The 23,234-nt window shown below is 62.2% G+C and carries 24 protein-coding genes; 17 read left to right on the top strand and 7 right to left on the bottom strand.

Annotated features, from left to right (window positions below; genetic code table 11):
* Positions 1-54: 54 nt before the first annotated feature.
* From GRI65_RS12490 to GRI65_RS12470, 5 genes are all read left to right on the top strand, one after another.
* On the top strand, positions 55-603 hold the full coding sequence (locus GRI65_RS12490) for a DUF1285 domain-containing protein (protein ID WP_160756890.1): 549 nt from the start codon (positions 55-57) through the stop codon (positions 601-603).
* Complete coding sequence (locus tag GRI65_RS12485) at positions 600-1,205, top strand: CoA pyrophosphatase (protein WP_160756889.1); 606 nt, start codon at positions 600-602, stop codon at positions 1,203-1,205. Before GRI65_RS12490 ends, GRI65_RS12485 begins: the two co-directional genes overlap by 4 nt.
* Positions 1,198-2,376 carry a CCA tRNA nucleotidyltransferase gene (locus tag GRI65_RS12480; protein WP_160756888.1) on the top strand — a complete coding sequence of 393 codons (1,179 nt, stop codon included), beginning with the start codon at positions 1,198-1,200 and terminating at the stop codon, positions 2,374-2,376. The genes GRI65_RS12485 and GRI65_RS12480 overlap by 8 nt, the downstream gene beginning before the upstream one ends.
* 258 nt (positions 2,377-2,634) lie before the next feature.
* Positions 2,635-4,140 carry a DEAD/DEAH box helicase gene (locus GRI65_RS12475; protein ID WP_160756887.1) on the top strand — a complete coding sequence of 502 codons (1,506 nt, stop codon included), beginning with the start codon at positions 2,635-2,637 and terminating at the stop codon, positions 4,138-4,140.
* Positions 4,141-4,435: 295 nt separating this feature from the next.
* Positions 4,436-4,957, top strand: a complete 522-nt coding sequence (locus GRI65_RS12470) for a hypothetical protein (RefSeq protein ID WP_160756886.1) — start codon at positions 4,436-4,438, stop codon at positions 4,955-4,957.
* 83 nt (positions 4,958-5,040) lie between these two features.
* Here the strand turns inward: GRI65_RS12470 and parC are convergent, their stop codons facing one another.
* Positions 5,041-7,335, bottom strand: coding sequence for a DNA topoisomerase IV subunit A (gene parC, locus GRI65_RS12465; RefSeq protein ID WP_160756885.1), 2,295 nt, complete (start codon positions 7,333-7,335; stop codon positions 5,041-5,043).
* Between the two features lie 97 nt (positions 7,336-7,432).
* On the opposite strand from parC, the gene GRI65_RS12460 reads away from it, so the two are divergent.
* Positions 7,433-7,975, top strand: a complete 543-nt coding sequence (locus GRI65_RS12460; RefSeq protein WP_160756884.1) for a type 1 glutamine amidotransferase domain-containing protein — start codon at positions 7,433-7,435, stop codon at positions 7,973-7,975.
* 260 nt (positions 7,976-8,235) lie between these two features.
* The gene (locus tag GRI65_RS12455) at positions 8,236-9,039 is read left to right on the top strand and encodes a DUF4349 domain-containing protein (protein WP_160756883.1); all 804 of its coding nucleotides are present in this window, start codon (positions 8,236-8,238) and stop codon (positions 9,037-9,039) included.
* Between the two features lie 19 nt (positions 9,040-9,058).
* Here the strand turns inward: GRI65_RS12455 and GRI65_RS12450 are convergent, their stop codons facing one another.
* The 3 genes from GRI65_RS12450 to GRI65_RS12440 are packed head-to-tail and all read right to left on the bottom strand — an operon-like array spanning position 9,059 to position 11,492.
* On the bottom strand, positions 9,059-9,391 hold the full coding sequence (locus GRI65_RS12450; protein ID WP_160756882.1) for a 2Fe-2S iron-sulfur cluster-binding protein: 333 nt from the start codon (positions 9,389-9,391) through the stop codon (positions 9,059-9,061).
* Between the two features lie 8 nt (positions 9,392-9,399).
* Positions 9,400-10,497, bottom strand: a complete 1,098-nt coding sequence (locus tag GRI65_RS12445; RefSeq protein ID WP_160756881.1) for a cysteine desulfurase family protein — start codon at positions 10,495-10,497, stop codon at positions 9,400-9,402.
* Positions 10,494-11,492, bottom strand: coding sequence for a cysteine desulfurase family protein (locus tag GRI65_RS12440; protein ID WP_232844124.1), 999 nt, complete (start codon positions 11,490-11,492; stop codon positions 10,494-10,496). The genes GRI65_RS12445 and GRI65_RS12440 overlap by 4 nt, the downstream gene beginning before the upstream one ends.
* A 203-nt stretch (positions 11,493-11,695) precedes the next feature.
* On the opposite strand from GRI65_RS12440, the gene GRI65_RS12435 reads away from it, so the two are divergent.
* Entirely contained in the window at positions 11,696-12,352 is a 657-nt protein-coding gene (locus GRI65_RS12435) for an alpha/beta hydrolase (protein ID WP_160756880.1), read from the top strand.
* Between the two features lie 194 nt (positions 12,353-12,546).
* Positions 12,547-13,230 (top strand): TonB family protein, encoded by a 684-nt coding sequence (locus GRI65_RS12430; protein WP_160756879.1) that lies wholly within the window; start codon positions 12,547-12,549, stop codon positions 13,228-13,230.
* A gap of 3 nt (positions 13,231-13,233) precedes the next feature.
* On the opposite strand, the gene GRI65_RS12425 is transcribed toward GRI65_RS12430, so the two are convergent.
* Positions 13,234-13,437, bottom strand: coding sequence for a hypothetical protein (locus GRI65_RS12425; RefSeq protein ID WP_160756878.1), 204 nt, complete (start codon positions 13,435-13,437; stop codon positions 13,234-13,236).
* A 100-nt stretch (positions 13,438-13,537) separates the two neighbouring features.
* Here GRI65_RS12425 and GRI65_RS12420 point away from each other — a divergent pair, with 100 nt between their 5' ends.
* Complete coding sequence (locus tag GRI65_RS12420; protein ID WP_160756877.1) at positions 13,538-15,385, top strand: DUF885 domain-containing protein; 1,848 nt, start codon at positions 13,538-13,540, stop codon at positions 15,383-15,385.
* Positions 15,386-15,433: 48 nt separating this feature from the next.
* On the opposite strand, the gene GRI65_RS12415 is transcribed toward GRI65_RS12420, so the two are convergent.
* Positions 15,434-15,793 (bottom strand): hypothetical protein, encoded by a 360-nt coding sequence (locus GRI65_RS12415; RefSeq protein WP_160756876.1) that lies wholly within the window; start codon positions 15,791-15,793, stop codon positions 15,434-15,436.
* Between the two features lie 126 nt (positions 15,794-15,919).
* Positions 15,920-17,527 carry a phosphoenolpyruvate carboxykinase gene (locus tag GRI65_RS12410; protein ID WP_160756875.1) on the bottom strand — a complete coding sequence of 536 codons (1,608 nt, stop codon included), beginning with the start codon at positions 17,525-17,527 and terminating at the stop codon, positions 15,920-15,922.
* Positions 17,528-17,764: 237 nt separating this feature from the next.
* On the opposite strand from GRI65_RS12410, the gene GRI65_RS12405 reads away from it, so the two are divergent.
* From GRI65_RS12405 to GRI65_RS12375, 7 genes are all read left to right on the top strand, one after another.
* Entirely contained in the window at positions 17,765-18,550 is a 786-nt protein-coding gene (locus GRI65_RS12405) for a response regulator transcription factor (RefSeq protein WP_160756874.1), read from the top strand.
* Positions 18,543-20,168, top strand: a complete 1,626-nt coding sequence (locus GRI65_RS12400) for a stimulus-sensing domain-containing protein (protein ID WP_160756873.1) — start codon at positions 18,543-18,545, stop codon at positions 20,166-20,168. The genes GRI65_RS12405 and GRI65_RS12400 overlap by 8 nt, the downstream gene beginning before the upstream one ends.
* Positions 20,168-20,614, top strand: coding sequence for an HPr kinase/phosphorylase (locus tag GRI65_RS12395; RefSeq protein WP_160756872.1), 447 nt, complete (start codon positions 20,168-20,170; stop codon positions 20,612-20,614). Before GRI65_RS12400 ends, GRI65_RS12395 begins: the two co-directional genes overlap by 1 nt.
* Positions 20,615-20,700: 86 nt before the next feature.
* Positions 20,701-21,627: an RNase adapter RapZ gene (gene rapZ, locus GRI65_RS12390; RefSeq protein ID WP_160756871.1), complete on the top strand. Its 927-nt coding sequence runs from the start codon at positions 20,701-20,703 to the stop codon at positions 21,625-21,627.
* Between the two features lie 75 nt (positions 21,628-21,702).
* The gene (locus GRI65_RS12385) at positions 21,703-22,140 is read left to right on the top strand and encodes a PTS sugar transporter subunit IIA (RefSeq protein WP_160756870.1); all 438 of its coding nucleotides are present in this window, start codon (positions 21,703-21,705) and stop codon (positions 22,138-22,140) included.
* Positions 22,137-22,415, top strand: a complete 279-nt coding sequence (locus tag GRI65_RS12380; protein ID WP_160756869.1) for an HPr family phosphocarrier protein — start codon at positions 22,137-22,139, stop codon at positions 22,413-22,415. Before GRI65_RS12385 ends, GRI65_RS12380 begins: the two co-directional genes overlap by 4 nt.
* On the top strand, positions 22,415-23,227 hold the full coding sequence (locus tag GRI65_RS12375) for a TrmH family RNA methyltransferase (protein ID WP_160756868.1): 813 nt from the start codon (positions 22,415-22,417) through the stop codon (positions 23,225-23,227). The genes GRI65_RS12380 and GRI65_RS12375 overlap by 1 nt, the downstream gene beginning before the upstream one ends.
* Positions 23,228-23,234: the final 7 nt, after the last annotated feature.

Here is a 23,234-nt window from a genome sequence, read left to right as displayed (position 1 = left end):
CTTATTCATGCGGCGGGATTGAATGGCCGCCCTCCCTCTGCCATCTGACGGTGGATGCCCTACGAAGCCCCGCCCGAACTTGCCAGCCTTACGCTCGCGCAGATTGCCGAGCAGGTGAAACAGCGCAAATTGCCCCCGGTGGAGGATTGGTCGCCGCAAAAGACCGGCGACAGCCTGATGCGCATTGCCGCTGACGGGACCTGGTTTCACGATAGCGGCGAAATCCGGCGGCCGGCAATGGTCCGGGCGTTCGCCGGCCTCCTGACTCGCGACGCAGAGGGCCGCCATTGGCTGGTCACGCCGTTCGAGAAGCTCTCCATCGAGGTCGTGGACGCCGCGTTTATCGCGGTCGACGTGTCGGAAGTCGATGGCGGCCTCGGCTTCCGTATCAACACCGACGAACTCGTAATTGCCGGGCCGGACAACCCGATCACCGCACGCGGCGATCCCGAGACACCCGGTATCTACGTGACCGTCCGGCGCGGGCTGGAGGCTCGGCTCAATCGCAGCACGTATCAGCAGCTGCTAGCTATCGCGCTGGCGCGCGGAGACGACTGGACCGTTCGCAGCCAAGGCACCAATTTCGCGTTGCAGCCGTCATGAGTGTGCTGTTCGATCACCTGAGCGCGCTGTTCGATCGCGGGCATGGCCTCGAATTGCCGGACCTGCGGGATGACGCCCATCTCGGCCCCCGCGGCACCCCCCGTCCCGCTGCGGTGCTGATCGCGGTAACCGAGCGGGAAGAGCCCGGCGTGCTGCTGATCCACCGGCCCGAGGATATGCGCGCCCACCCCGGGCAGGTCGCGTTTCCCGGCGGCAAGATCGACCCGGGCGAGAACGCTATCGAGGCTGCCTTGCGGGAAGCGCACGAGGAACTGGGCATCCGGTCCCGCGATGTCCGGGTAATCGGGGCGACGGATCGGTTTGGCACCGGTAGCGGGTATGACGTAACCCCGGTGCTCGCCACCTTGCCGCCCGACCTGCCGCTGCTGCCCAATCCGGCCGAGGTATCCGACTGGTTCGAGATACCGCTGCGGTTCATTCTCGACCCGGCCAACCATGTTCCGCAGAGCGCAATCTGGCAGGGCCAGCCGCGGGACTATCTGGAAATTCCGTGGGAAGGGCGCCGGATCTGGGGTATCACCGCTTCGATTATCGCCAATTTGTCGCGGCGCATACCCCACCACGCGGTGCTGCATGACTGAGCGTCTCCCGCCGGTGCCCTGGACCCAGCGCAGGGACCTCGCCGCGCTGGTTGCCGCACTCGGTACGGAGAACGTCCGCTGGGTCGGCGGCGCGGTGCGCGACACGCTGCTTGGCGAAGATGTCCATGATATCGACGCGGCGACCACACTGCCCCCCACCGATGTAGTCGAGCGCCTTGCAGCAGCTGGCATCCGCACCATTCCCACCGGCATCGCGCATGGCACCGTCACCGCGCTGATGGACGGCAGCAACGTGGAAGTCACCACGCTGCGCCGCGATGTATCCACCGACGGGCGGCGCGCGACGGTCAGCTTTGCACAGGATTGGCGCGACGACGCGGCGCGGCGCGATTTCACCATCAACGCGCTGTTCGCGCACCCCGTAACGCTCGAAATCGCGGACTATTTCGGCGGGAGGGAGGACCTCAAGGCTGGCCGCGTCCGCTTTATCGGCGACGCACGCCAGCGAATTCGCGAGGATCATTTGCGGATCCTGCGTTACTTTCGCTTCGAGGCCCGTTTCGGTGCCGAACTGGACAGCGAAGCCGAGGCTGCCTGCGCCGAACTGGCCGCCACCTTGAAGGGGCTGTCACGCGAGCGGGTCGGCTGGGAGTTGCAAAATTTGCTCGGCTTACCCGATCCCTCGCCTACCGTGACGCGAATGCACAGGCTGGGGGTTTTGCAAGTCGTACTTCCGGAATGCGGACGGCACGAACTGGAGGCGCTGGCTAACCTGATCGCTGCCGAACAGCGCTACGGTGTCCCGCCCGATGCCATGCGCCGGCTTGCCGCGCTGCTGCCCGCGTTGCCCCAGATTGCCGGCGCGGTGACCACGCGCCTGCGCCTCTCACGGAACCAGCGCGAACGCCTCTCATGCGTGGCAGCGCGAACTTTTGGGGACGGCGAAAATCCGCGCGCCCTTGCCTACCGCGAAGGAACCGATTGCGCGGTCGACCGGCTATTGCTTACCGGCGGTGATCCCACTCCCGTGATTGGCTGGGACGCACCTGAGCTGCCGATCAAGGGTGGGGAAATCGTCAGGCGCGGAGTGCAGGCAGGTCCTTCTGTTGCGCGCATCCTGCAGAGTGTCGAGCGCCGCTGGCTGGACGAGGATTTTCCCGACGCAGCGCGGGTTTCCGCCATTCTCGATGAGGAAATGGTGAAAGAATAAGTCCCGCATTCGTTATTTCATTGCTTATTCACACATTCAGCCCTACATGGCCTCCGACGTCCGGCGCATCATGAGGATGCGCACTCGGCTGCAAGCGTGAACTTCGCCGCACAAAATGGCAGAAGTCCCGCAGCCGACGCACGGCAAGCGTTATTCGCTAAGCTTCCCTTTTCACGCTTGGGTCGCAGACCCAAACTCTGCGCCCGGAATCCCCTTTTTTTTGGCGGGATCCGTCTGGCGCGTCCTGAAAGTATTTTTATGTCTTATTTCAAACAACTCGGCCTTGCCGAACCACTTCTTCGTGCGCTCGAAACCAAGGGCTATACGGAACCCACGCCGATCCAGAAGCAGGCGATCCCGCCGCTGATGGAAGGCCGCGACCTGCTGGGTATTGCCCAGACCGGTACCGGTAAAACCGCGGCATTCTCCCTCCCGTCGCTTCATTACCTCGCGGAAAAGCCAACCGGCCGCTTTCCGTCGGGCTGCAGGATGCTCGTGCTGTCGCCAACGCGCGAACTCGCGGCCCAGATCGCCGATAACATGGAAGGTTATGCCAAGTACCTGAACCTGTCGGTTCAGTGCATATTCGGCGGCGTTCCAGCCAGCAAGCAGGCTCGCAAGCTCGTCGGAGGGACCGACGTGCTGGTGGCCACTCCCGGCCGCCTGCTCGACCTGATCGAACAGCGGGCGTTGACACTGCGCCACGTGGAAATTTTCGTTCTCGACGAAGCCGACCAGATGATGGATCTCGGCTTCATCAAGCCTTTGGCGCGCATTGCCGCCATGTTGCCCGAAGACCGGCAGAGCCTGTTTTTCTCCGCCACCATGCCGCAGTCGATTGCCGAACTCGGCAAGCGCTTCATCAAGAACCCGGTCCGGGTGGAGGTTTCACCGCAATCGACCACCGCTGAACGGGTCGAGCAATACGGTATCTATATCAACCAGGCGGAAAAACAGGCGCTGCTCACGCTCACGCTGAAGGCCGGGTTGGATGACAAGACCATCGACAAGAGCCTGGTATTCACCCGTACCAAGCACGGCGCTGACAAGGTCGTTCGCCATCTGGTTGCCGCCGGTATCAACGCCGCCGCCATCCACGGCAACAAATCGCAGGCCCAGCGTACGCGGGCGCTGGACGGATTCCGCAACGGCTCCGTGCCGGTGCTCATTGCCACCGATATCGCAGCCCGCGGCATCGACGTGACCGGCGTGAGCCATGTGTTCAATTTCGAAATTCCCAATGTGTCGGAGCAATATGTCCACCGGATCGGCCGGACGGCCCGTGCCGGGGCGGACGGGGTCGCGATCGCCTATATCGCGGCTGACGAGAAACCCTTCATCAAGGGCATCGAGCGGCTGACCGGGGTAAAACTCACTCCGATGCCGCTGCCGGAAAACTTCCAGATGCTGGCAAAGACATTGCCGGCCCCTGCCCCCAAGCGTTCCGGCGCGGAACGGGCACCCGGCGGCCGTGCAGGCGGAGGCGGCCAGGGCCGTGGCCGCAGCCAGGGCGGCGGACACGGCGGTGGCAGTCAGGGCCGTGGCCGGAGCGATAACCGGAGCGACAACCGAGGTCCGCGGACCGGTGAACGGAGCGGGGAAGGCACTGGCGGCGGAGCTCGTGGTGGCGGCCGCAGGGACGGCGGACGCGGTCCGGTAACCAATCCGGTTGCCGCAGCGCGCCCGAATAACGGTCCTCGCCCGAGCGGGGGCGGGGCCAGTGGCGGCGGCGCACGCCGTCAATCGCGCGGTCGGCCCAACTGAACGCAGTTTAGGGCTACCGGGGAGGTTCCGTGGGAACCCTTCACCCCAGCTTCAGGTTATATTGCATACAAGGTGGCCAGTTGCTCCGCCCTATCCCGATGGATGGGGTTGAGCCACTGGGCCGGAGAAAATCTCCGGTACTGGTGAGCGTGTTTGTCCGTTCGATCCTGACGGGCTGATTTTGGGGGCAACCCCGTATCGAGAATATGCGATCCCATCCTAAGCCGGTTTCCAGTTGGAACTCTACAGTTCCAGGTTTCCGGGCAATGAATGCAAGTATCTATGGAGTGAGATGATGAAGTTCATGAAATTCGCCGCGGCCAGTCTACTGGCATTTTCTGCGGCATCCGCGCTGGCTCAGACTAGCGAGCCAACTGTCGGCGCAACAATTTACGGTCCCGAAGGCAATGTAGTTGGCACAGTGGAATCGATTGCCGGTGGTATTGTTACCGTGGATACCGGCAAGCATAAGGCACCGCTGCCAGCCGACGTTTTCGGAACCGGGGAAAAGGGCCCGAGCATTACGGCGACCCAAGCCCAGATTAACGCGATGCTGGACGAACAGATCGCCGCAGCAACGGCCCAGCGCGATGCAGCGTTGGTCCCTGGTGCGATGGTCCATTCGGTAAGTGATGTCATGGTCGGTACTGTCGAGACAGTCGAAGGCGATAACGTCGTCCTCAAGCTCGAAACCGGTCCGGTTGCCATGAAACGCGAACATTTCGCAGTCAATCCAGCGGGCACACTGATTACATTGTTTACGATGGACCAGATCCAGGCCGCTGCAGGACAGGCAGAACCAGCAGCCGCAAGCTAATCATATTTGGTTGAAACCCGAGCCAATCGGGTCGCAAGGGAGGGCCGGTATGGATGAAAATCCGTACCGGCCCTTTTCCTTTGTCAGAACTTGTTGTCGCGCGGGAAACCCTGCGGCGGCATTCGGCCAGCGGCGCCGCGCGCGACTTTCCATTGCCAGACTTCCTTTTCGGTCCGTGTCCGCCCGGTGTCGCCGCCCATGGCCCAGCTGAGTCCGTCCTCCAGCGTGAAGGTGATCGCGTCCGACATTCCCCCATCACGGTAGCGTTGCAGGGTCACCCCCTGCCCGCGCCCGAGGATCGGCAGCTCGTCCAGACTGAAAATCACCAGCTTCCGGTTGTCCCCCACGACTGCGACATGATCATGCTCGGCGGCAATTTCGGACACGACCACCAACCGGTTGGCGTCCTTCAGGTTGACGACCTGCCGGCCCTTCCGGGTTTCCGCGAGCAGTTCGTCGGTTTCCGCTGCGAAGCCCTTGCCGTTGGCGGCCGCTAACAGCAGCTGGCCTTTGGGCTTGTGGACGATGACCCCGACGATCTGCGCATCATTCTCGAAATCCAGCATGTTGCGCACCGGCTCGCCGAACCCGCGGGCACCGGGCAATTTGTCGCAACCAAGGGTGTAGAACCGGCCATTGTCGAGCGCGAGAAGCAGCTTGTCCGTGGTCTGGGCGTGCAGCGCGTACGCGGGACCGTCGCCTTCCTTGAACTTGAATTCCTTGTCGAGCGGCTCGTGCCCGCTGGCGGCCCTGATCCAGCCCTTGGCTGACAGGATCACCGTCACCGGGGCTTTTTCGATCATCGCATCAAAGGAGAATTCAACGGTCGGCGCGGCTTCCGCGATTGTCGTCCGCCGGCGGCCAAGCGGTGTGTCCTCACCATATTCCTTGCGCAGCGCGGTCAGGTCCCGCTTCAGGCGGGTCCGTTGGCGGGCCGGAGAGGCGAGGAGTGTTTCCAGATCGTCCTGTTCCTTCAGCAAGTCGTCGCGTTCGCCGCGGAGCTGCATCTCCTCCAGCTTGCGCAGGGACCGCAGCCGCATGTTGAGGATCGCTTCGGCCTGCCGGTCGTTGAGGGCGAATTCCGCCATCATTATCGGTTTGGGCTCGTCCTGCGTCCGGATAATCTCGATCACGCGGTCGAGATTGAGGAAGGCGATGATGTAGCCTTCGACCAGTTCCAGCCGCGCCGCGATCTTGTCCAGCCGGTGCTGCGTGCGCCGCTGCAGGATATCGATCTGGCTGGTGACCCAATGGCCCAGCAACTCCCTCAAGCCCATCACCATCGGCGTGCGGGTGGCATCGAGAACGTTGAGATTTAGCCCAAACCGGTTTTCCAGATCGGTCAGCTTGTAGATCGATTCCTTCAGCAATTCGGGATCGACATTGCGGCTGCGCGGAACCAGCACGATGCGGATCGCCTCGTCGCTTTCGTCGCGGACGTCTTCCAGGATCGGCAGCTTCTTGTCGGCGATCAGCTGGGCGATCTGCTCGATCAGCTTGCCCTTCTGCACCTGGTAGGGGATTTCGCTGATGACGAGCTGCCATTGACCGCCGCCCAGGCGCTCGATCCCCGCTTCACGATCTTCCTCGGTCTCCGCCTCGATCGAGCGGAAGCGCCCGCGGACCCGGAACGATCCGCGCCCGGTCTCATAAGCGTGCGAAATCGCCTGCGGACTGTCCACAATCAGGCCCCCGGTCGGCAGATCCGGCCCGCGGAACAATTCCATCAGGCGCGAATGTTCGACATGGGGATTATCGATCAGCTCCAATGTTGCGTCGATCACTTCGGCGACATTGTGGCTAGGAATGTTCGTCGCCATGCCCACCGCGATGCCGCTGGCGCCGTTTGCGAGCAAATTTGGGAACAGCCCCGGCATCAGTGCGGGCTCTTCTTCCTCGCCATTGTAGGTCGGGATGAAATCGGCCGCGCCTTCGTCCAGCCCCTGCATCAGCAGCATGGCGGTTCGCGTCAGGCGTGCTTCGGTATAGCGATAGGCCGCGGCGTTATCACCATCGATATTGCCAAAGTTGCCCTGGCCTTCGACCAGCGGATACCTGAGGGCGAAATCCTGCGCCAACCGGACCATCGCGTCATAGGCGGCGGTGTCCCCATGGGGGTGGTATTTGCCGATCACCTCACCGACCACGCGGGCGGATTTCTTGAAATTGTTGGTCGGGTCCAGCTTCAGCTGCCGCATGGTCCACAGCAACCGGCGGTGGACCGGTTTCAGCCCGTCACGCAGGTCCGGTAGCGAGCGCGCCGTGATCGTCGACATCGCATAGACGAGATAGCGTTCCGATAGCGCGGAATCGAAGCTTTCGTTGATGATCGAATCGGCAGGATCGTCGCCGGATTTTTCAATATCGATGGTGGTCATGTGGTTTGCCCTATCACCGCCACGGGCCGCCTAACAATGCGGAACATAGTGCTGTCCCCGCCCGTTGGATCAATGAACAGAAATCAAGGAGTTCACTATGACAAAACGCATTATGATCATCGCGACGGACGGCTTCGAGCAATCGGAATTGCTCGATCCGAAATCGAATCTCGAGAACGCCGGTTTTGAAACCACCGTAGTCAGCCTTGAAGAGGGCGAAATCAAGGGATGGGACCAGAAGGATTGGGGCAAATCCGTTTCAGTCGACAAGACAGTTGATGACGTTTCGGTTTCCGATTTTGACGGGCTACTGCTCCCAGGCGGACAGATGAACCCCGACATCCTTCGGATGAATAACAAGGTGATCGATCTTGTTCGGGAATTCGACCGTGCGGGGAAGCCAATCGCGGCCATTTGCCACGCACCATGGCTGCTGATCGAAGCTGGTCTCGTCAGCGGGAAGACCGTGACCTCGTGGCCATCCGTGCGAACGGACCTGAAGAACGCCGGCGGCAATGTGGTCGATCAGGAAGTTGCGGAAGACGGCAACCTGATCACGAGCCGAAATCCGGATGATATTCCGGCCTTCTCGAAGGCATTCATCAGCAAGGTAAAGGAAATGGCCAGCCAACCGGCCTGATCCTCAAATACGCGGCGTTCTATAATGTTTAGAACGTCTTGGAGGCCCTGCCACCGACGTGTGGCAGGGCCTCTTTGCATTTTGCGCTTGCCAAAACTTATCCATGGTCTCAATTGTGGCGAGATTATGGCAAAAAGGAGGCCAAAATGAGGCGCATTTTGAACAAGTCGATTCTCCTGCTCGGTGTGGTTGCCTTGACCGCATCCGGGTGTTCCGATCAAACATCTGATAATAAACAAGAAAATCTCGGTTCCGAGATCATGGCCGACGCTTCGACTGACGTCGCGAATGTTGCGGCAGCAGAGACGGAAGCGGCCGCAATTGCCAGTGCTGGCAACCCGAATGCGGCGGAAATGCCGAATCTACCCCAACTCGCCTATGTATATGGCTTCGAGTACCGCCTGCCGGCGCAGGAAATGTCCGGCCTGATGCGTCGCCATGCGAATATCTGCGAACAGCAGGGGCCCACCAGCTGCCAGATCCTCGGGATGAACCTGTCGGGCGAAATTGAGAACGGCAACCGGAGCGGGGTATTGCAACTGGCAGTCGCGACCCGCCATGCGCGAGCGGTGGGAGCCTTGCTGGAAGACGAAGCGACCGATGCCGAAGCCGAACAGGTTGCGGCCAACATCTCGACGGATGAGCTGTCCAAGCAACTCATCGATACCCAGGCCCGGATCGAGACTCGTACCGCCTTGCGCGACCGATTGATGCAGGTCCTCAAGACTCGCAAGGGCACCGTCAAGGAGCTGGTCGAAGCGGAGCGCAGTGTAGCGCAGGTCAACGAGGAAATTGACCAGGCGAGAGGTTGGCTCAATGAAATGCAGGGGCGGGTCGCCTTCAGCAAGATCGATATCAATTACCGGTCTGCGGAAACCGTCGGCGGCGATTTCCTTGGCCCGGTCAAAGGGGCGTTCAGTTCCCTCGGCTCGATCCTTGGCGTGATGATGGCGGCCCTGATCGTTCTGCTGAGCGTAACGCTACCGATTGCCGGGATCATTCTTGCGATCAAGCGCCTGACACGGCATTCGACCGCGGAGCCAGTGCTGGGAAGCGAAGGCTGAATCCTTCGGACGGACGGGTTCAGAGGCGCTGCATGTCCCGGCTTTCCGGCGGGATTTGCGCTTCGAGCCCGTCAAGTTCCGGATCGAGCAGGATCTGGCACGACAAGCGGCTGGTGCGGGTGACGCCCGCGGCGAGGTCGAGCATGTCTTCCTCCTCCTCGCTAGAGTCTTTCAACCGGTCGAACCATCCGGCGCCGATCACCACATGACAGGTGGAACAGGCCATCTGTCCTTCGCACGTCCCCTCGAGCGGCATACCGGCGGCCTGCGCCGCTTCGAGCAAGGATATGCCGGCCTCGGCCTCGGCCTCGGTGATGGTGCCATTGGCGGCGATAAATCTGACCTTGACCATCCGGCTCCTTACTTGACGACTTGCGCAGCCGCAGCCGCATTGAGCCTTTCAGCAGCATCCTCGATCTGGTCCGGCGTCGTATAGCGGCCGAATCCAAGCCTTATCGAACTCTTTGACGCTGAACTGTCAAGTCCGATCGCTTTCAGCACATGGCTTGGCCGGCCCGACCCGCTGGCGCAGGCTGACCCGGCGGAGAAGCAGATGTCGCGGCATTCCGACATCAGTCGCGCCACATCCAGCCCGGGCAGCCTCAGGTTGAGATTGCCGTGCCAGCGCGCTTCATCCGCCCCGTTGAGCGTCCAGTCGGCAAACGCGGCGCGGGCAATCGTCCACAGTGCTTCCACATGCCGGGCGTCCTCCTGCATCCGCTCCGATGCCAGCTTCGCCGCTGCACCGAACCCGGCGCAAAGGGCCGGGCTGAGGGTTCCCGACCGGAGACCGCCTTCCTGTCCCCCGCCGCTCAGCAAAGGATCGAGTTTCAGTCCGTCCCGCATCCACAGCGCGCCAATGCCCTTGGGACCGTGGATCTTGTGCGCCGAAACTGCGATAAAATCCGCCGCGCCGGGAATGGTCATGCGGCCGTATCCCTGCACCGCATCGCACAGCACCAGCGCGCCAGCCTCTCGGGCGATGGCTACAATATCGCCCATCGGATTAATTGCGCCGATCTCGTTATTGACCAGCATAGCGGCAATTATTGCGGTCCTCTTCGCGGCCGCCTTCCGCAATTCCACCAGATCGGCGCGGCCACCGGATTTGACTGGCAGGATTTCGAACTTGCGTCCTTGCGCTTCCACCGCAGGCTTGCAGTCGAGCACGGCAGCATGTTCGGCGGCGAAGGTCAGGACATCGCCTTTGGAGCCGCGCAGCACGGTGTTGATCGCCTCGGTTGCGCCGCTGGTGAAGATCACCTTTCCGCCGGGCGGCAGCAGCGCCGCCACCCGGTCGCGCGCAAGTTCCACCGCCGCCGCCGCCTGGCGTCCCATCGCATGGGCGCTGTGCGGATTGCCGAACCCGACACCGTCCGGCCCATCGAGCCAGCGCAGCATCGCATCGCGCACTTCGGGGGCGAGAGGCGTGGTTGCCTGGTAATCGAGATAGATCATGCTGCCCCCCTCGCCATATCGGACCAGACTTCGCAGAACCGTTCCACTTCTGCGCGCGAGGTGTTCCAGCCGAAACTGACCCTGATCATACGCGACGCCGCATCATCGTCGAGGCCCATTGCTTCCAGTAAATGGCTTTTCTTCAGCGTTCCGCTCGAACACGCGCTGCCTTGCGATACCGCAATCCCCGCCATGTCGAACCGCATCAACTGCGTGCTGCCGCTCATTCGCGGCATTGCGAGCGCGCGGACATAAGGCGTGGGATCGGCCAACCGGTCCGCCAACCAGATACCCCCGAGTTCCCGGCATTCCTTCGCCAGCGCATCGAGGGGTTCCATGACCTGCGGGTCTACATAGGGAGTGCTTCCGGCTTCCAACGCCTCCGCCATGCCCATGATGGCCGGCAGGTTCTCCGTTCCGCGCCGGTAGCCGCGCTCATGGCCGCCCGTGGGCGCGATAACCGAGAAATTCCTGAGCAATAGCGCCCCCACTCCGACCGGGCCGCCGAACTTGTGGGCCGAGACGATCGCCATGTCGCACGGCGGCAAAGAAATCTTGCCGGCACCCTGCGCGCAATCCGCGATGAGCAGGCCTCCCGCGCCGTTAACTAGCCGCGCTACTTCATCGAGCGGCTGCCGGTTGCCGGTTTCGGAATTGACCTGCTGCACCGCGACTACCGGACGTTCACGCTGGACGGCCTCGGCAAGTATGTCGAGATCGAGGGCGCCGCTGCTGTTTACAGGTAGCCGCTCGGCATCGGGTGCCGCTTGCAGGACTGCATCGTGTTCCACCGAACTGACTAGCCGCGCGCCGCCCGCTGCGCGGCGCAACGCCATGTCTGCAGCCTCGCTTGCGCCGCTGGTGAAGATCACCTCGCCGTCCCAGCCGAGTGCCGACTTTACGCGCGCGCGGGCATCTTCCAGCGCCGCCTTGGCCTTACGGCCCTCCGCGTGCGGGCTGGAGGGATTGGCCCACAGCGCAAAGCCTTCCAGCATCGCTGCCTCCGCTTCCGGACGGATCGGTGTGGTTGCGGCATGATCGAGATAGATGCGGGTGATCGGCTGGCTCGTCTTCTGTCGGGGTGCATTCTAATCGCACGGGAGCAATCGCGGGAATTGCGAATTGCGGGATTGTCACTATATAGCCACCAACCCGGTTCGCGCTACCCGCGCCCGCCTACTTCGGACAGGTCCAAAGAATGCCATCTGTAATTTTTCCCGGCCCCGAGGGCCGCCTTGAAGGTCGTTACTCCCCTGCCCCGCGTCCGCGCGCACCAGTGGCAATGATCCTGCACCCCCACCCCCAGGGCGGCGGGACCATGAACGAGCGGATCACCCAGCGACTGTACAAGACCTTCACAGACCGCGGGTTCGCGACCTTGCGGTTCAATTTCCGCGGTGTTGGACGCAGCCAGGGCAGCTTCGACAACGGGATTGGCGAACTCAGCGACGCCGCAGCCGCGCTGGACTGGGTGCAGTCGATCCATTCCGAAGCGCAGACCACCTGGGTCGCGGGCGTATCGTTCGGTGCGCTGATCGGGATGCAACTGCTCATGCGACGCCCCGAAGTGCGCGGATTCATTTCGATTGCCCCGCCGGCCAACATGTATGATTTCAGCTTCCTCGCCCCCTGCCCCGCGTCGGGCATTTTCATCCAGGGTGTGGCAGATACGGTCGTGCAGCCGGTAGCCGTCCAGAAGTTGGTCGATAAATTGCGCACACAGAAGCACATCACGATCCACCACGAGGAAATTCCCCGGGCCAACCACTTCTTCGAGAATGAACAGGAAGAACTGATGGCTTCGGTCGACAACTACCTCGACTTCCGGCTCTCGCCGGACTGTCCGATCAAGTAAGCCAGCTTCCGCCACCCGGTCGCTTCTCGAAGCGGTTGGGAGCAAAGCTTTTCCAGCCCAAATGCTTTCAAGATTGAGTGGCGGTTTGCCACGCGATAAAGCTTGCGCGTTAAATGTGATGTTGTAACATTGCAACTGATGGGAAGTGCCATGGTCGGAAAACCGAAGTGGCAAAGCAAAGGAGAGGTATCGCAATGGCTTATGTCGACAAAGCTCCCGCCAAGAACAGCAAAAGTGCCATCATCATGGTCGGCGCGATCCATGCAGTGATCGGTTACGGACTGATCGTGGGACTGGCGCCGGGGATATTCGATCGGCCCGAACCGGGGCCTCTGATCGGAACACAGATCCCTTTGCCTCCACCGCCGCCGCCGCCGCCGGAACCAGAGCCGCAACGGACCGAAATTACGGAGCCCACGTCGCCGCCTATCTACACTCCGCCAAGCGCAACCAACCTGAATCCCGACCCGGTGCAAATCGACACGACTACCGTCATGCTGCCGTCATTCAGCCCGATTGAACTGAAACCAGCACCGTCGGGCGCCCCCAAACCGTTCCCGTCCGCAACCGCCCCGACATTTGACCCGGTCGCGGTGAAGCCGCGCAACGATCCGGGGGCGTGGGTCACGACCAATGATTACCGGTCAAGCTGGATCAACCGGGAACTGACCGGAACGGCGGGATTCAAGGTGGAAGTCGGTGCCAACGGGCGGGCGCTATCCTGCCTGATCACCAAATCGAGCGGCCATGACGCCCTGGACCAGGCGACCTGCGAGCTGATCAGCAAACGTGCGCGCTTCGAACCGGCGCGCAACAGTAAGGGCGATAAGGTCGGCGGAACCTACTCAAGCTCGGTCCGCTGGCAATTGCCGGAATAACGGCTAGCGCGAAAGCTGGTCGACCGGGGCCGTTCCCCGCTCGTCCGGGATTATCCAGATCGCAACATTGGCCAGTGCCACCAGCGCCAGGATCACCATCAGCGTGACCTGGCGTTTCGGCCCGCCGCGCCGCCACAAAACGAAGGCCCCGATCAGCAGCGCAAACGCGGCCAGGACCAGGATCGAGAGTACGGTGTCGGTTGCCATCCGCGCGCCTTAGCCTGAAGCTGCCGTGAGGTGAAGCTACGTTCACGCAGCTGGTCATTCGCGGTTTGACTTGGAGCTGGGTCGTCGTCAGACATGGCCCATGACATTCCTGAAAACGCACAGCTTCACCCGCCGCCAGACCCTCGCCGGATTGGGGGCAGGCGTCTCCATTGCCGCCCTGCCCGGCTGCGTAACCACGGCCCGGCAAACCGCATCGTCGATGCCAGGTTCGCTTTCAGGCGCCGACCTGCTCGACGATATCGCGTACAACTTGCTGGCGCACGAACCGGAACGGGCCACGTCGCTTGGCGTGGATGTCGGCCAATACGCCCCCCTGCGCTCGCAAATGGAAGACCAGTCGCCCGCTGGGCAAAATGCTTACGCGGCGACCTTGCGCGCCGACCTCGCCCGGGTACGCGCTGCCGATACCAGCGCGCTCGATCCGGCAACGCGGACGAGTTTCGAAGTCGTCGAGAGCGCTTACGCCACTGCGCTCGACGGCTTTGCCCTTCCCTACGGCGATGTGGCGGTGGGCAGCTGGCGCAATTCGCCCTACGTAGTGATCCAGAATGTCGGGTCCTACATCGACCTGCCGCGGTTCTTCGATTCGACGCAGCCACTGAACAATGCGGGCGATGCCGAAGCTTACCTTTCGCGCCTGAGCCAGGTCCCGACGGTGCTGAATGGCGAGTTGGAACGGATGCGCGCCGCCACGGACATGGGCGTGGTACCGCCGGACTTCCTGCTGGTTAAAGCGGTTGCGCAGATGAAGACCACCTTGGCGGACGCCATGGAGGGCGGATCGCTCGTCGCTCCGCTGGCAGCATCCCAATTCGGCAAGGCGCGCGCAGACGAAGCGGCGGCGATCGTCAAGACGGCCATCGCGCCTGCGCTGGAAGCGCAACTGGCGGAACTTTACCGGCAACAAAAGTTGGCGACACCGGCGCCCGGCATTTCTGCCCGCCCCCGTGGCGAGGAATATTACGCCTGGGCCCTTCGCGCCAGTACCACCACCAACCTGACTCCGGACGAAGTGCACCAGCGAGGGCTCGACGAACTTGCTTCGCTGCACGGACGGATGGACCCCATCCTGCGCGAACTCGGATACACGTCCGGCACCGTCGGGGCGCGAATGAACGAACTGGGCAGCGACCCACGGTTCAAATTTGCCGAGGGTGACCCGGGACGCAAGGAAATCATGGCCTTTATCGAGGACCGCATCGCCTGGATCCGGTCGCAGATGCCGCGCGCATTCAACACGCTGGTCGACCCCAAGCTGGAAGTCCGCCGCATTCCCGTTGCTGAGGAACTTGGCGCGCCGGGAGCCTATGGCGGTGCAGGTTCCAAGGACGGCACCATTCCGGGCCGGATGTGGATCAATCTGCGGACCACCGAACTTCACCGGAAATACGATCTGGCCGACTTGACCTACCACGAAACCATTCCCGGGCACGTGTGGGAAGGCGAGTATTCCAACACCCTGCCGCTGATCCGTTCGATCCTGGCTTTCAACGCCTTTTCCGAAGGCTGGGCGCTGTACGGCGAACAGCTGGCGGACGAACTGGGCGCCTATGACGATTACAAGGTCGGACGGCTTGGCTATCTCCAGTCACTCGCGTTCCGGGCGTGCCGGATGGTGGTCGATACCGGGCTTCATTCCAAAGGGTGGAGCCGGCAGAAAGCGGTTGATTTCTTCGTCAGGGAAAACGGCAGCAAGCCCGATGAAGTCGCCAGCGAAGTGGACCGGTACTGCAGCTGGCCGGGCCAGGCCTGCGGTTACAAGGTCGGTCACAGCGAGATCGTGCGCCAACGCGCGATGGCGCAGTCGGCGCTGGGCGGCGACTATGATTTCAAGGCGTTCAACGACGCGGTCGTGTTGGGTGGAAACGCGCCGCTGGACGTGATGGCGAAGAATGTCTCGCGCTATATCGCCGGCGCGCGGACATAAGGGCGCACTGACGGAGAGTATCCGGCGGCCACCGGCCACCGGATACGATCATTTCTTGCCGAAGAGGCCGGACGCCATGCCGGCGATATCGTTCAACGGATTGCCATCGCCATCGCGGTCCAGCATGTCCAACATTCCCTTGGCCTGCGGGTTTTCGTTGAGGATCTGGTTGAACTTGGTCAACGATCCTTCACCGCCCAACTGTTCGACAATCGACCCGAGCATGCCGGTGTCGAGGCCAGTTTTCGCGGCAGCCAGTTCCACCGTATCGCCATCTTCGGTGTGGCTTTTGCCAAGCGCCGCGATCGCTTTTTCTGCCACCCCGGCATCAATGCCGAGCTTTTCCGCCATATTGGCAACAGTGGGGTGGCCGCCGGCCGCGCCAAGGATGGTGTCGAACAGGCTCATCGCAATATCTCCCTCGTGATTCGCGGTCCTTCATGCGCCCTCCGCAGGCAAAGAAAAAGCCCTCTTCCCGGTGACGGGAAGAGGGCTCCCCTCTCCAACCCGCTTTGCGGGCAGCTCGAACCGAGATCAGGCCGCTTGGGTATCCCCGTGCGGCGCAGCGCGGCGGACGCCTTCGTCCACATGCGCCTCGAACTCGGCAAAATTCTCGATGAACAATCCGACCAGCTTTTGCGCCGTGCGGTCGTATTCATCCTTGTCGGCCCAGGTCGACCGAGGATCGAGGATTGCGCTGTCCACGCCTTCCACTGCCACCGGCACATCGAAGCCGAAATTGGGATCTTTGCGGAATTCGGCGTCGCCCAGCGAACCGTCCAGCGCCGCGTTGAGAAGCGCGCGGGTCGCCTTGATCGGCATCCGGTTTCCGACACCGTATTTTCCGCCGGTCCAGCCAGTGTTGACCAGCCAGCATTGCGCACCGCCTTCGGCGATCCGCTTCTTCAGCAGGTTGCCGTAAACACTTGGATGGCGCGGCATGAACGGTGCGCCAAAACAGGTACTGAAGGTCGCTTCCGGCTCCGTCACGCCAATTTCCGTGCCGGCCACTTTGGCAGTGTAACCGGACAGGAAATGATACATCGCCTGATCAGGAGTCAACCGCGCGATCGGAGGCAACACGCCGAATGCATCAGCCGTCAGCATGATCACGTTCGAAGGAACCGGCCCCAGGTTTTCCTCCGAAGTGTTTGGAATTGCCGAAAGAGGGTAAGCTCCGCGAGTGTTCTCCGCGAGCGAATTATCGTCGAGATCGAGTTCGCCGTCCGCATCCATCACGACGTTTTCCAGCACCGTGCCGGGCATCCGTGTGGTAGCGAAGATTTCCGGTTCCGCTTCTTCGGAGAGGCGGATCATCTTGGCGTAACAGCCGCCTTCGAAATTGAACACCGCGGTATCCGACCAGCCATGTTCGTCGTCCCCGATCAGCGTCCGGCTGGCATCGGCGCTAAGCGTCGTCTTGCCGGTGCCGGACAGGCCGAAGAAAATCGCGGTATTGCCGTCCTGTCCGATATTGGCGGAACAATGCATCGGCATCACGCCCTTGGGCGGCAGCAGGTAGTTGAGAATGCCGAACACGCTTTTCTTCATTTCGCCGGCGTATTTCGTGCCGCCGATGAGGATCAGCTTTTCGGTGAGATTCACCGCAATCACCGTCTCGCTGCGGCATCCGTGGCGCTCAGGGTCGGCCCGGAAGCTGGGCAGGTCGATGATCGTGTATTCGGGTACGAAGCCGTCCAGTTCCTGCTCGGTCGGGCGGACCAGTAGCGTGCGGATGAATAAATTGTGCCAAGCAAGTTCGTTGATCACCCGTACATTGACGCGGTGTTCCGGTTGCGATCCGCCGAACAGATCGGCGACGAACAGTTCTTCCTTTTCCGCCAGCGCATTCATGAAGTCCTGCTTCAAGGCGGCGAAATGTTCGGATGTCATGGAAGCATTGACCTTGCCCCACCACACCGTGTCTTCGGTCGTCGCATCGCGGACAATGAACTTGTCCTTCGCGGAACGGCCGGTATGCGGCCCCGTTTCCACTACCAAAGGTCCGTGCTTCGCCAGCTTGCCCTCACCGCGCGCAACCGCCTGTTCGACCAGTGCTTCGGTCTGGAGATTGGGATGGATCGCGGCGTTCGTGGCAATGCCCTGACTGCTCAGCGAATGGGAAAGTGGCGTGCTCAACATAGTCTCCTGATCGGTCCGCAAAATGGGCTGCCGAATACCCGTAAGCCCAAATCCGAGTCGCGTGCATACGAATGCAGCGGAAGCGGGGTCCCCTTACGTCGCGAACCCGGTTGCGTCAAATCGTCCGGCGCCGGCTGCGGTTAAACTTTTCCCGAGGTCAGTCAATTCGTTGTTTCGCAGCGCCGAACGGTTTAGTCATATCGGATGATGAATTCCGAGCGATCAGGCGAAACGACAATGGTGCCATCAGAAACGCAGCCCGTCGGGGACGATACCGGCCGGCCGCATACCGATCCAGACGAAGGACAGAAGGTCATTGCGCTGGTCGATGATGACCGCAACATCCTCACCACCGTGTCCATCGCGTTGCAGGCCGAAGGTTTCGCGACACGACTGTATTCCGATGGCGAAGCGGCTCTGAAGGCGCTGCTCGAAAATCCGCCCGACCTGGCCGTGTTCGACATCAAGATGCCGCGGATGGACGGGATGCAATTGCTGCGCGAACTGCGCAAGCACAGCGCGCTTCCGGTAATTTTCCTGACCAGCAAGGATGACGAGGAAGACGAAGAAGCGGGCCTGGAGCAAGGTGCCGACGATTACATTGCAAAGCCTTTCAGCCTCAGGCTGCTGCTGGTGCGCATCCGTGCGATCCTGCGCCGAAGCGCTGCCTTGGCTGACGATGCCGACCCTAAGAAGGTCACCGACAAGGAAGATCCTGTCGGCACGCTGGCGCGCGGGAAGCTGCTGATGGACCCGGCGCGGCATCACGTAACCTGGGATGGCCGCCCGGTATCCCTGACAGTCACCGAATTCCTAATCCTGGAAGCGCTGGCCGTCCGCCCCGGCGTTATCAAATCGCGCAACCAGCTGATGGACGCAGCCTATACCGAAGACATGTTCGTGGACGATCGGACTGTAGACAGTCACATCAAGCGGATGCGGCGGAAATTCCGCAGCGTCGACCGCGAATTTTCCGCGATCGAGACACTGTACGGTGCCGGCTACAGCTTTACCGATGGCTGAGGACAGGGTCACGTCCAGTACCATCACGGAGCCCGGCGTGCGTCCTGCTGCGCGTCTGAACCTGAGCCTGAATTCGCAGATCGAACGGCTCAGCTGGTCAAACCGGCTATCGCTGACATCACGCATCCTGGCCGTGAACATCCTGCCGCTGGCGCTACTGGGCGGCGGGATTTTCTACCTCGATGGCTACCGCAAGCAGTTGCTCGATGAGCGTTACAAACTCGCGCGGATCGAAGCGCAGATCACCGCCGAAGCGCTCGCGGGGGCGAGCAAGGAGCGGCAGGAGGCGTTGCTGATCCAGATCGGCAAGGAGCAGCGGATGCGGCTGCGCATGTTCGACGCCGAAGGACGGCTGTGGGCCGACAGTTTTGCGCTCGATACACCCGCGTTTACATTTGATGATCCGGTGAAAGAGCCATGGCCGGAAGATTTCGCGCGGATGCTCGATCAGGCGGTCGACACCATCGTCGGTGCCGATCCGATCCCCGATTATGTCGAACCCGCCGAAGCACGGGCGGATTCCTGGCCGGAACTCGCCCGGGCGCGAGAACAGGGTCTGTCGCAAATCCAGCTGCGTGATGCGCCGGACGGGACCCCGGTGATCAATGCAGCCGCGCCCGTTGGCCTGAAAGGGTCGACGCTGCTAACCACGCGCAACGCGGTGGACATTACCGATTCGGTGCGGAGCGCCCGTTCCACATTGGTCAGTGCGGTATTCCTCGCGCTGCTCGTCTCGATTGCCCTCTCGCTGTTCATGGCGCGGACGATCGTGCGCCCGCTGCAACTGCTTGCGAAGGCGGCCGTCCGCGTGCGGCTTGGCCGCGACCGGCAGGTCGAGGTTCCGCGGCTGCCGCAACGGCATGACGAGATCGGTCTGCTCGCCCGCGCGATTTCCGACATGACCAACGCGCTGCGGCAGCGGATCGATGCAGTCGACCATTTCGCCGCCGACGTGGCGCATGAAATCAAGAACCCGCTTGCCAGCCTGCGCAGCGCGATTGAATCCCTGGCTCGGGTCGAAGATCCCGAACTGCGCAAGCAGTTGACCGCGATCGCTTCACACGATGTTCGCCGGATCGACCGGCTGGTCACGGAAATATCCGACGCGAGCCGGATCGACGCCGAACTCTCGCGCGCCGTGTTTGAGGAAATGGACCTCGCCCGCCTAACCTCCGCCATTATCGGCTCGCGCGATAGCAGGGGCGAAAACGAGGGCCGCGAAGTCACTCTGAATTCCCCAATGAGCGGCGCTTGGGTGCGGGGCGTGCCGGCGCGGCTAGAGCGGGTGATCGAAAACCTGCTCGACAACGCGGTGTCTTTTTCTCCGGCCGACGGGGTAATCTCGGTGAAGATCAATCATGAGGACGGCATGGTGTGCATGAGCGTCTGTGATTGCGGCCCCGGCATTCCTGAAGATTCGCGAGAAAAGGTGTTTCAGCGGTTTCACTCACTCCGACCCGATGCCGAGGCCTTCGGCGACCACAGCGGCCTTGGCCTCGCTATCGCCCGCACGATTACGGAAGCGCATGACGGCTCCCTGGACGCACAGGCACGGGACGACGGCGGCCCCGGCGCCTGCCTGGTCCTGCGATTGCCGGAACTGGGCCGCTATCGGTGATGAATACGCCGGACCTGCGGCCCAGGATCCTCCATCAGGCTGGGTGCGTCGCGGTGGCGGGACGCGGGATATTGATCGAAGGACCGCCGGGCAGCGGTAAGACTAGCCTTGCGCTTTTGTTGCTTGACCGCGGCGCCGCGCTAGTCGGCGATGACGGGGTTGAAATCTCTCTGCAGCATGGGCGTATGTGGGCCTCTCCGCCGCCACACACTGCGGGAAAGCTGGAAATTCGCAACGTCGGCATCGTTGACCTTCCCGCTTCACCGGCGCCGGTGGCGCTGCGGCTGATATTGTCCGCCGACGCGCCCCGTTTTGTCGAGGAAGCGGCGATTACCGAGATTGCGGGCGCCTCCATTCCCACGCTCGTATTCGACGGAACCGGACCGGCGGCGGCGATCCGCGCGGAATATGCCCTGACCGTGCACGGCTTAGCGCTTCAGAAATAACGCCGCCGATGGTGACGATCAATCCGACACCGCGCTGCAAGATCCGCCCTTCCCTTGCCAGGTAAATGGGACCAAACCGCACCTCCATGTCCGACGATTCGAGCCTCCAAAGCCAAGACGCCCGGCAGCATATCCTGCTTGTCACCGGATTGTCTGGTGCGGGTAAGACAACTGCCTTGCGCGTGCTGGAGGATTTGGGCTGGGAAGCGATCGACAATTTCCCCATCCGTTTGCTCGGCCGGCTGATCTTGAGGCCGGATCAGAAAGGGCCGCGTCCGCCGCTGGCAGTGGGCTTCGATTCCCGCACCCGTGGTTTCAGTCCGGCCGGCGTCATCGATCAGGTAAAGGCGCTTTCCGGGCGTGAGGATCTGCTGATCACCACCCTGTTTCTCGACTGCAACAGCGGTGAGCTGGAGCGGCGCTACAACGAGACACGGCGGCGGCACCCGATGGCGCAAGGCCGGCCCGTCCACACCGGCATCCATGCGGAACGCGAATTGCTGGAGCCCCTGCGGCGCTGGGCCGATGCCGTTATCGACACCAGCGAGTTCGCCACCAACCAGTTGCAACAGACGATCCGGGAGCGGTTCGCCGAGACTGCGCCGCAGGATATGTCGATCATCATTTCCAGCTTCGGTTTTGCGCGCGGGACACCGCCGCTGGCCGATCTTGTGTTCGACATGCGATTTCTCGACAATCCGCACTGGATCCCGGAACTGCGCGAACAGACCGGGCTCGACGAAGCGGTCGGCGCGCACATCCGGGAAGACGTGGCGTTCGAAACTGCTTTTACCCAGATTCGCGACCTGTTGCTGACCCTGCTTCCGCGTTATCAGGCGCAGGGGAAAAGCTATGTAAATATCGGTTTCGGCTGCACTGGCGGGCGCCACCGTTCGGTCTATACTGCCGAGACCATGGCGGAAGCCTTGCGCGCCGAAGGATTTTCGCCCACGGTTCTGCATCGCAATTTAGGCTCGCGCGCCGCCGACCAGATCGAAGGGCCGCCAGCATGAGGTTCCGCCAATTCCCGTCATGATGAAATGTCCCCGCACCTGCCCGCTGCCTCCCTTCAAAGGTGATCGCCAGCCATGATCGGCCTTATTTTGGTGACCCACGGCCGTCTGGCCGAGGAATTCGTGCATGCGATGGAACATGTCGTGGGCGCGCAGGAAGCGATCGCGACGATCTGTATCGGACCAAACGATGATATGGAAAAACGCCGGCTGGAAATAGCCTCGGCGATCAAGCGTGTCGATACGGGCCAGGGGGTCATCATCCTGACCGACCTGTTTGGCGGTACCCCCTCCAACCTGGCGATCTCACTGCTCGAAAGGGGGCGCGTCGAAGTCATCGCGGGGATCAATTTGCCGATGCTGATCCGCCTCGCCGGCACTCGCAAGAGTTGCCCCATTGGCGATGCGGTGGTTGCCGCGCGCGATGCCGGCCGGACTTACATTACCGTGGCGTCGGAGTTTCTCGGCCAGTCCGACGCCGGGAGCGCCGCGAAGAAGGGAGACGCCCGATGAGCGAGCATCGCCGCGAAATGCTGATCGTCAACCAGCGCGGCCTGCACGCACGGGCCAGTGCGAAATTCGTCAACGCGGTCAGCGCACTGCCCGATGGTGTCTCGGTTCGAGTGGCCAAGGACGGCCATGAAGCCGTGGGCGGCTCGATCCTCGGCTTGATGATGCTCGGCGCGGCGAAGGGCGATACGGTCGAACTGATCGTCGAGGGCACGGGCGCCGAAGATGTGCTCGAAGAACTCTGCAACCTCGTCGGCGGCGGATTCGGCGAGGAGTGATGGCCAGCGATTTCCGACGCGAGATTACCGGCTATTCCAATCCCACCGTCAAATATCTGCGCGGCTTGCGCGACAAGAAAAACCGCCGGCGGGAAGGTAAATTCCTGGTCGAAGGTCTGCGCCTTCTGACAGACGCACGCGAGACCGGCCGGTTGCCAGAAATGCTGGTGATGGCGACCGGCCGCGACCCACACCCCCTGCTGGACGAGCTGGAGCGGGCGGTGATCGATGGGGGCGGCGAGGTCATCGAGACCAGCGCCGATATCCTCAGCAAGATAACCGGCAAGGACAATCCGCAGGCGGTTGCGGGAATGTTCGCCGAATTCGATACTTCGCTGGACTCGCTGGACCGGACCGCCGGATCGATCTGGATGGTGGCGCAGGCGCTGCGCGATCCAGGCAATCTGGGCACCATGCTGCGCACCTGCGACGCCGTGGGTGCCGGAGGACTGATCCTGGTCGACGATTGCGCCGATCCCTTTTCGGTGGAAGCGGTCCGAGCCAGCATGGGCGCGGTCTTCACCCAGCAGATCGCCCAGGCCGGTTGGGGCGATTTCCTGGTCTGGTTGCGCGCGGGCCCCGGCCAGTTGGTCGCTGCCAGCCTGCGCGATGCGGTGCCGTATCGCGGTGCCCCGTATGAAGCCCCATGTTTCCTGCTCGTCGGCAACGAATCGCGCGGGCTGCCCGAGGGGTACGAGGACGCCTGTGACCTGCGGGTGACGATGCCGATGCGCGGCCGTGCGGACAGCCTGAACGCCGCCGTGGCAGCCGCGGTGCTGGCTTACGAGGTCCTCGACGCGCTCGAGAGTTGAGCCATAG

Origin of the sequence: Allopontixanthobacter sediminis (assembly GCF_009828115.1) — a bacterium.
Classification (GTDB): Bacteria; Pseudomonadota; Alphaproteobacteria; order Sphingomonadales; family Sphingomonadaceae; genus Allopontixanthobacter; species Allopontixanthobacter sediminis.
The sequence above is the reverse complement of the archived record's forward strand: the minus strand, read 5'-3'. Positions and strand labels throughout refer to the sequence as shown.

Coding starts and splice junctions, on each gene's coding strand:
- GRI65_RS12490 (WP_160756890.1), top strand. CDS start 55: ATGCCCTACGAAGCCCCGCCCGAACTTGCCAGCCTTACGCTCGCGCAG.
- GRI65_RS12485 (WP_160756889.1), top strand. CDS start 600: ATGAGTGTGCTGTTCGATCACCTGAGCGCGCTGTTCGATCGCGGGCAT.
- GRI65_RS12480 (WP_160756888.1), top strand. CDS start 1,198: ATGACTGAGCGTCTCCCGCCGGTGCCCTGGACCCAGCGCAGGGACCTC.
- GRI65_RS12475 (WP_160756887.1), top strand. CDS start 2,635: ATGTCTTATTTCAAACAACTCGGCCTTGCCGAACCACTTCTTCGTGCG.
- GRI65_RS12470 (WP_160756886.1), top strand. CDS start 4,436: ATGAAGTTCATGAAATTCGCCGCGGCCAGTCTACTGGCATTTTCTGCG.
- parC (WP_160756885.1), bottom strand. CDS start 7,335: ATGACCACCATCGATATTGAAAAATCCGGCGACGATCCTGCCGATTCG.
- GRI65_RS12460 (WP_160756884.1), top strand. CDS start 7,433: ATGACAAAACGCATTATGATCATCGCGACGGACGGCTTCGAGCAATCG.
- GRI65_RS12455 (WP_160756883.1), top strand. CDS start 8,236: ATGGCCGACGCTTCGACTGACGTCGCGAATGTTGCGGCAGCAGAGACG.
- GRI65_RS12450 (WP_160756882.1), bottom strand. CDS start 9,391: ATGGTCAAGGTCAGATTTATCGCCGCCAATGGCACCATCACCGAGGCC.
- GRI65_RS12445 (WP_160756881.1), bottom strand. CDS start 10,497: ATGATCTATCTCGATTACCAGGCAACCACGCCTCTCGCCCCCGAAGTG.
- GRI65_RS12440 (WP_232844124.1), bottom strand. CDS start 11,492: ATGCTGGAAGGCTTTGCGCTGTGGGCCAATCCCTCCAGCCCGCACGCG.
- GRI65_RS12435 (WP_160756880.1), top strand. CDS start 11,696: ATGCCATCTGTAATTTTTCCCGGCCCCGAGGGCCGCCTTGAAGGTCGT.
- GRI65_RS12430 (WP_160756879.1), top strand. CDS start 12,547: ATGGCTTATGTCGACAAAGCTCCCGCCAAGAACAGCAAAAGTGCCATC.
- GRI65_RS12425 (WP_160756878.1), bottom strand. CDS start 13,437: ATGGCAACCGACACCGTACTCTCGATCCTGGTCCTGGCCGCGTTTGCG.
- GRI65_RS12420 (WP_160756877.1), top strand. CDS start 13,538: ATGACATTCCTGAAAACGCACAGCTTCACCCGCCGCCAGACCCTCGCC.
- GRI65_RS12415 (WP_160756876.1), bottom strand. CDS start 15,793: ATGAGCCTGTTCGACACCATCCTTGGCGCGGCCGGCGGCCACCCCACT.
- GRI65_RS12410 (WP_160756875.1), bottom strand. CDS start 17,527: ATGTTGAGCACGCCACTTTCCCATTCGCTGAGCAGTCAGGGCATTGCC.
- GRI65_RS12405 (WP_160756874.1), top strand. CDS start 17,765: ATGGTGCCATCAGAAACGCAGCCCGTCGGGGACGATACCGGCCGGCCG.
- GRI65_RS12400 (WP_160756873.1), top strand. CDS start 18,543: ATGGCTGAGGACAGGGTCACGTCCAGTACCATCACGGAGCCCGGCGTG.
- GRI65_RS12395 (WP_160756872.1), top strand. CDS start 20,168: ATGAATACGCCGGACCTGCGGCCCAGGATCCTCCATCAGGCTGGGTGC.
- rapZ (WP_160756871.1), top strand. CDS start 20,701: ATGTCCGACGATTCGAGCCTCCAAAGCCAAGACGCCCGGCAGCATATC.
- GRI65_RS12385 (WP_160756870.1), top strand. CDS start 21,703: ATGATCGGCCTTATTTTGGTGACCCACGGCCGTCTGGCCGAGGAATTC.
- GRI65_RS12380 (WP_160756869.1), top strand. CDS start 22,137: ATGAGCGAGCATCGCCGCGAAATGCTGATCGTCAACCAGCGCGGCCTG.
- GRI65_RS12375 (WP_160756868.1), top strand. CDS start 22,415: ATGGCCAGCGATTTCCGACGCGAGATTACCGGCTATTCCAATCCCACC.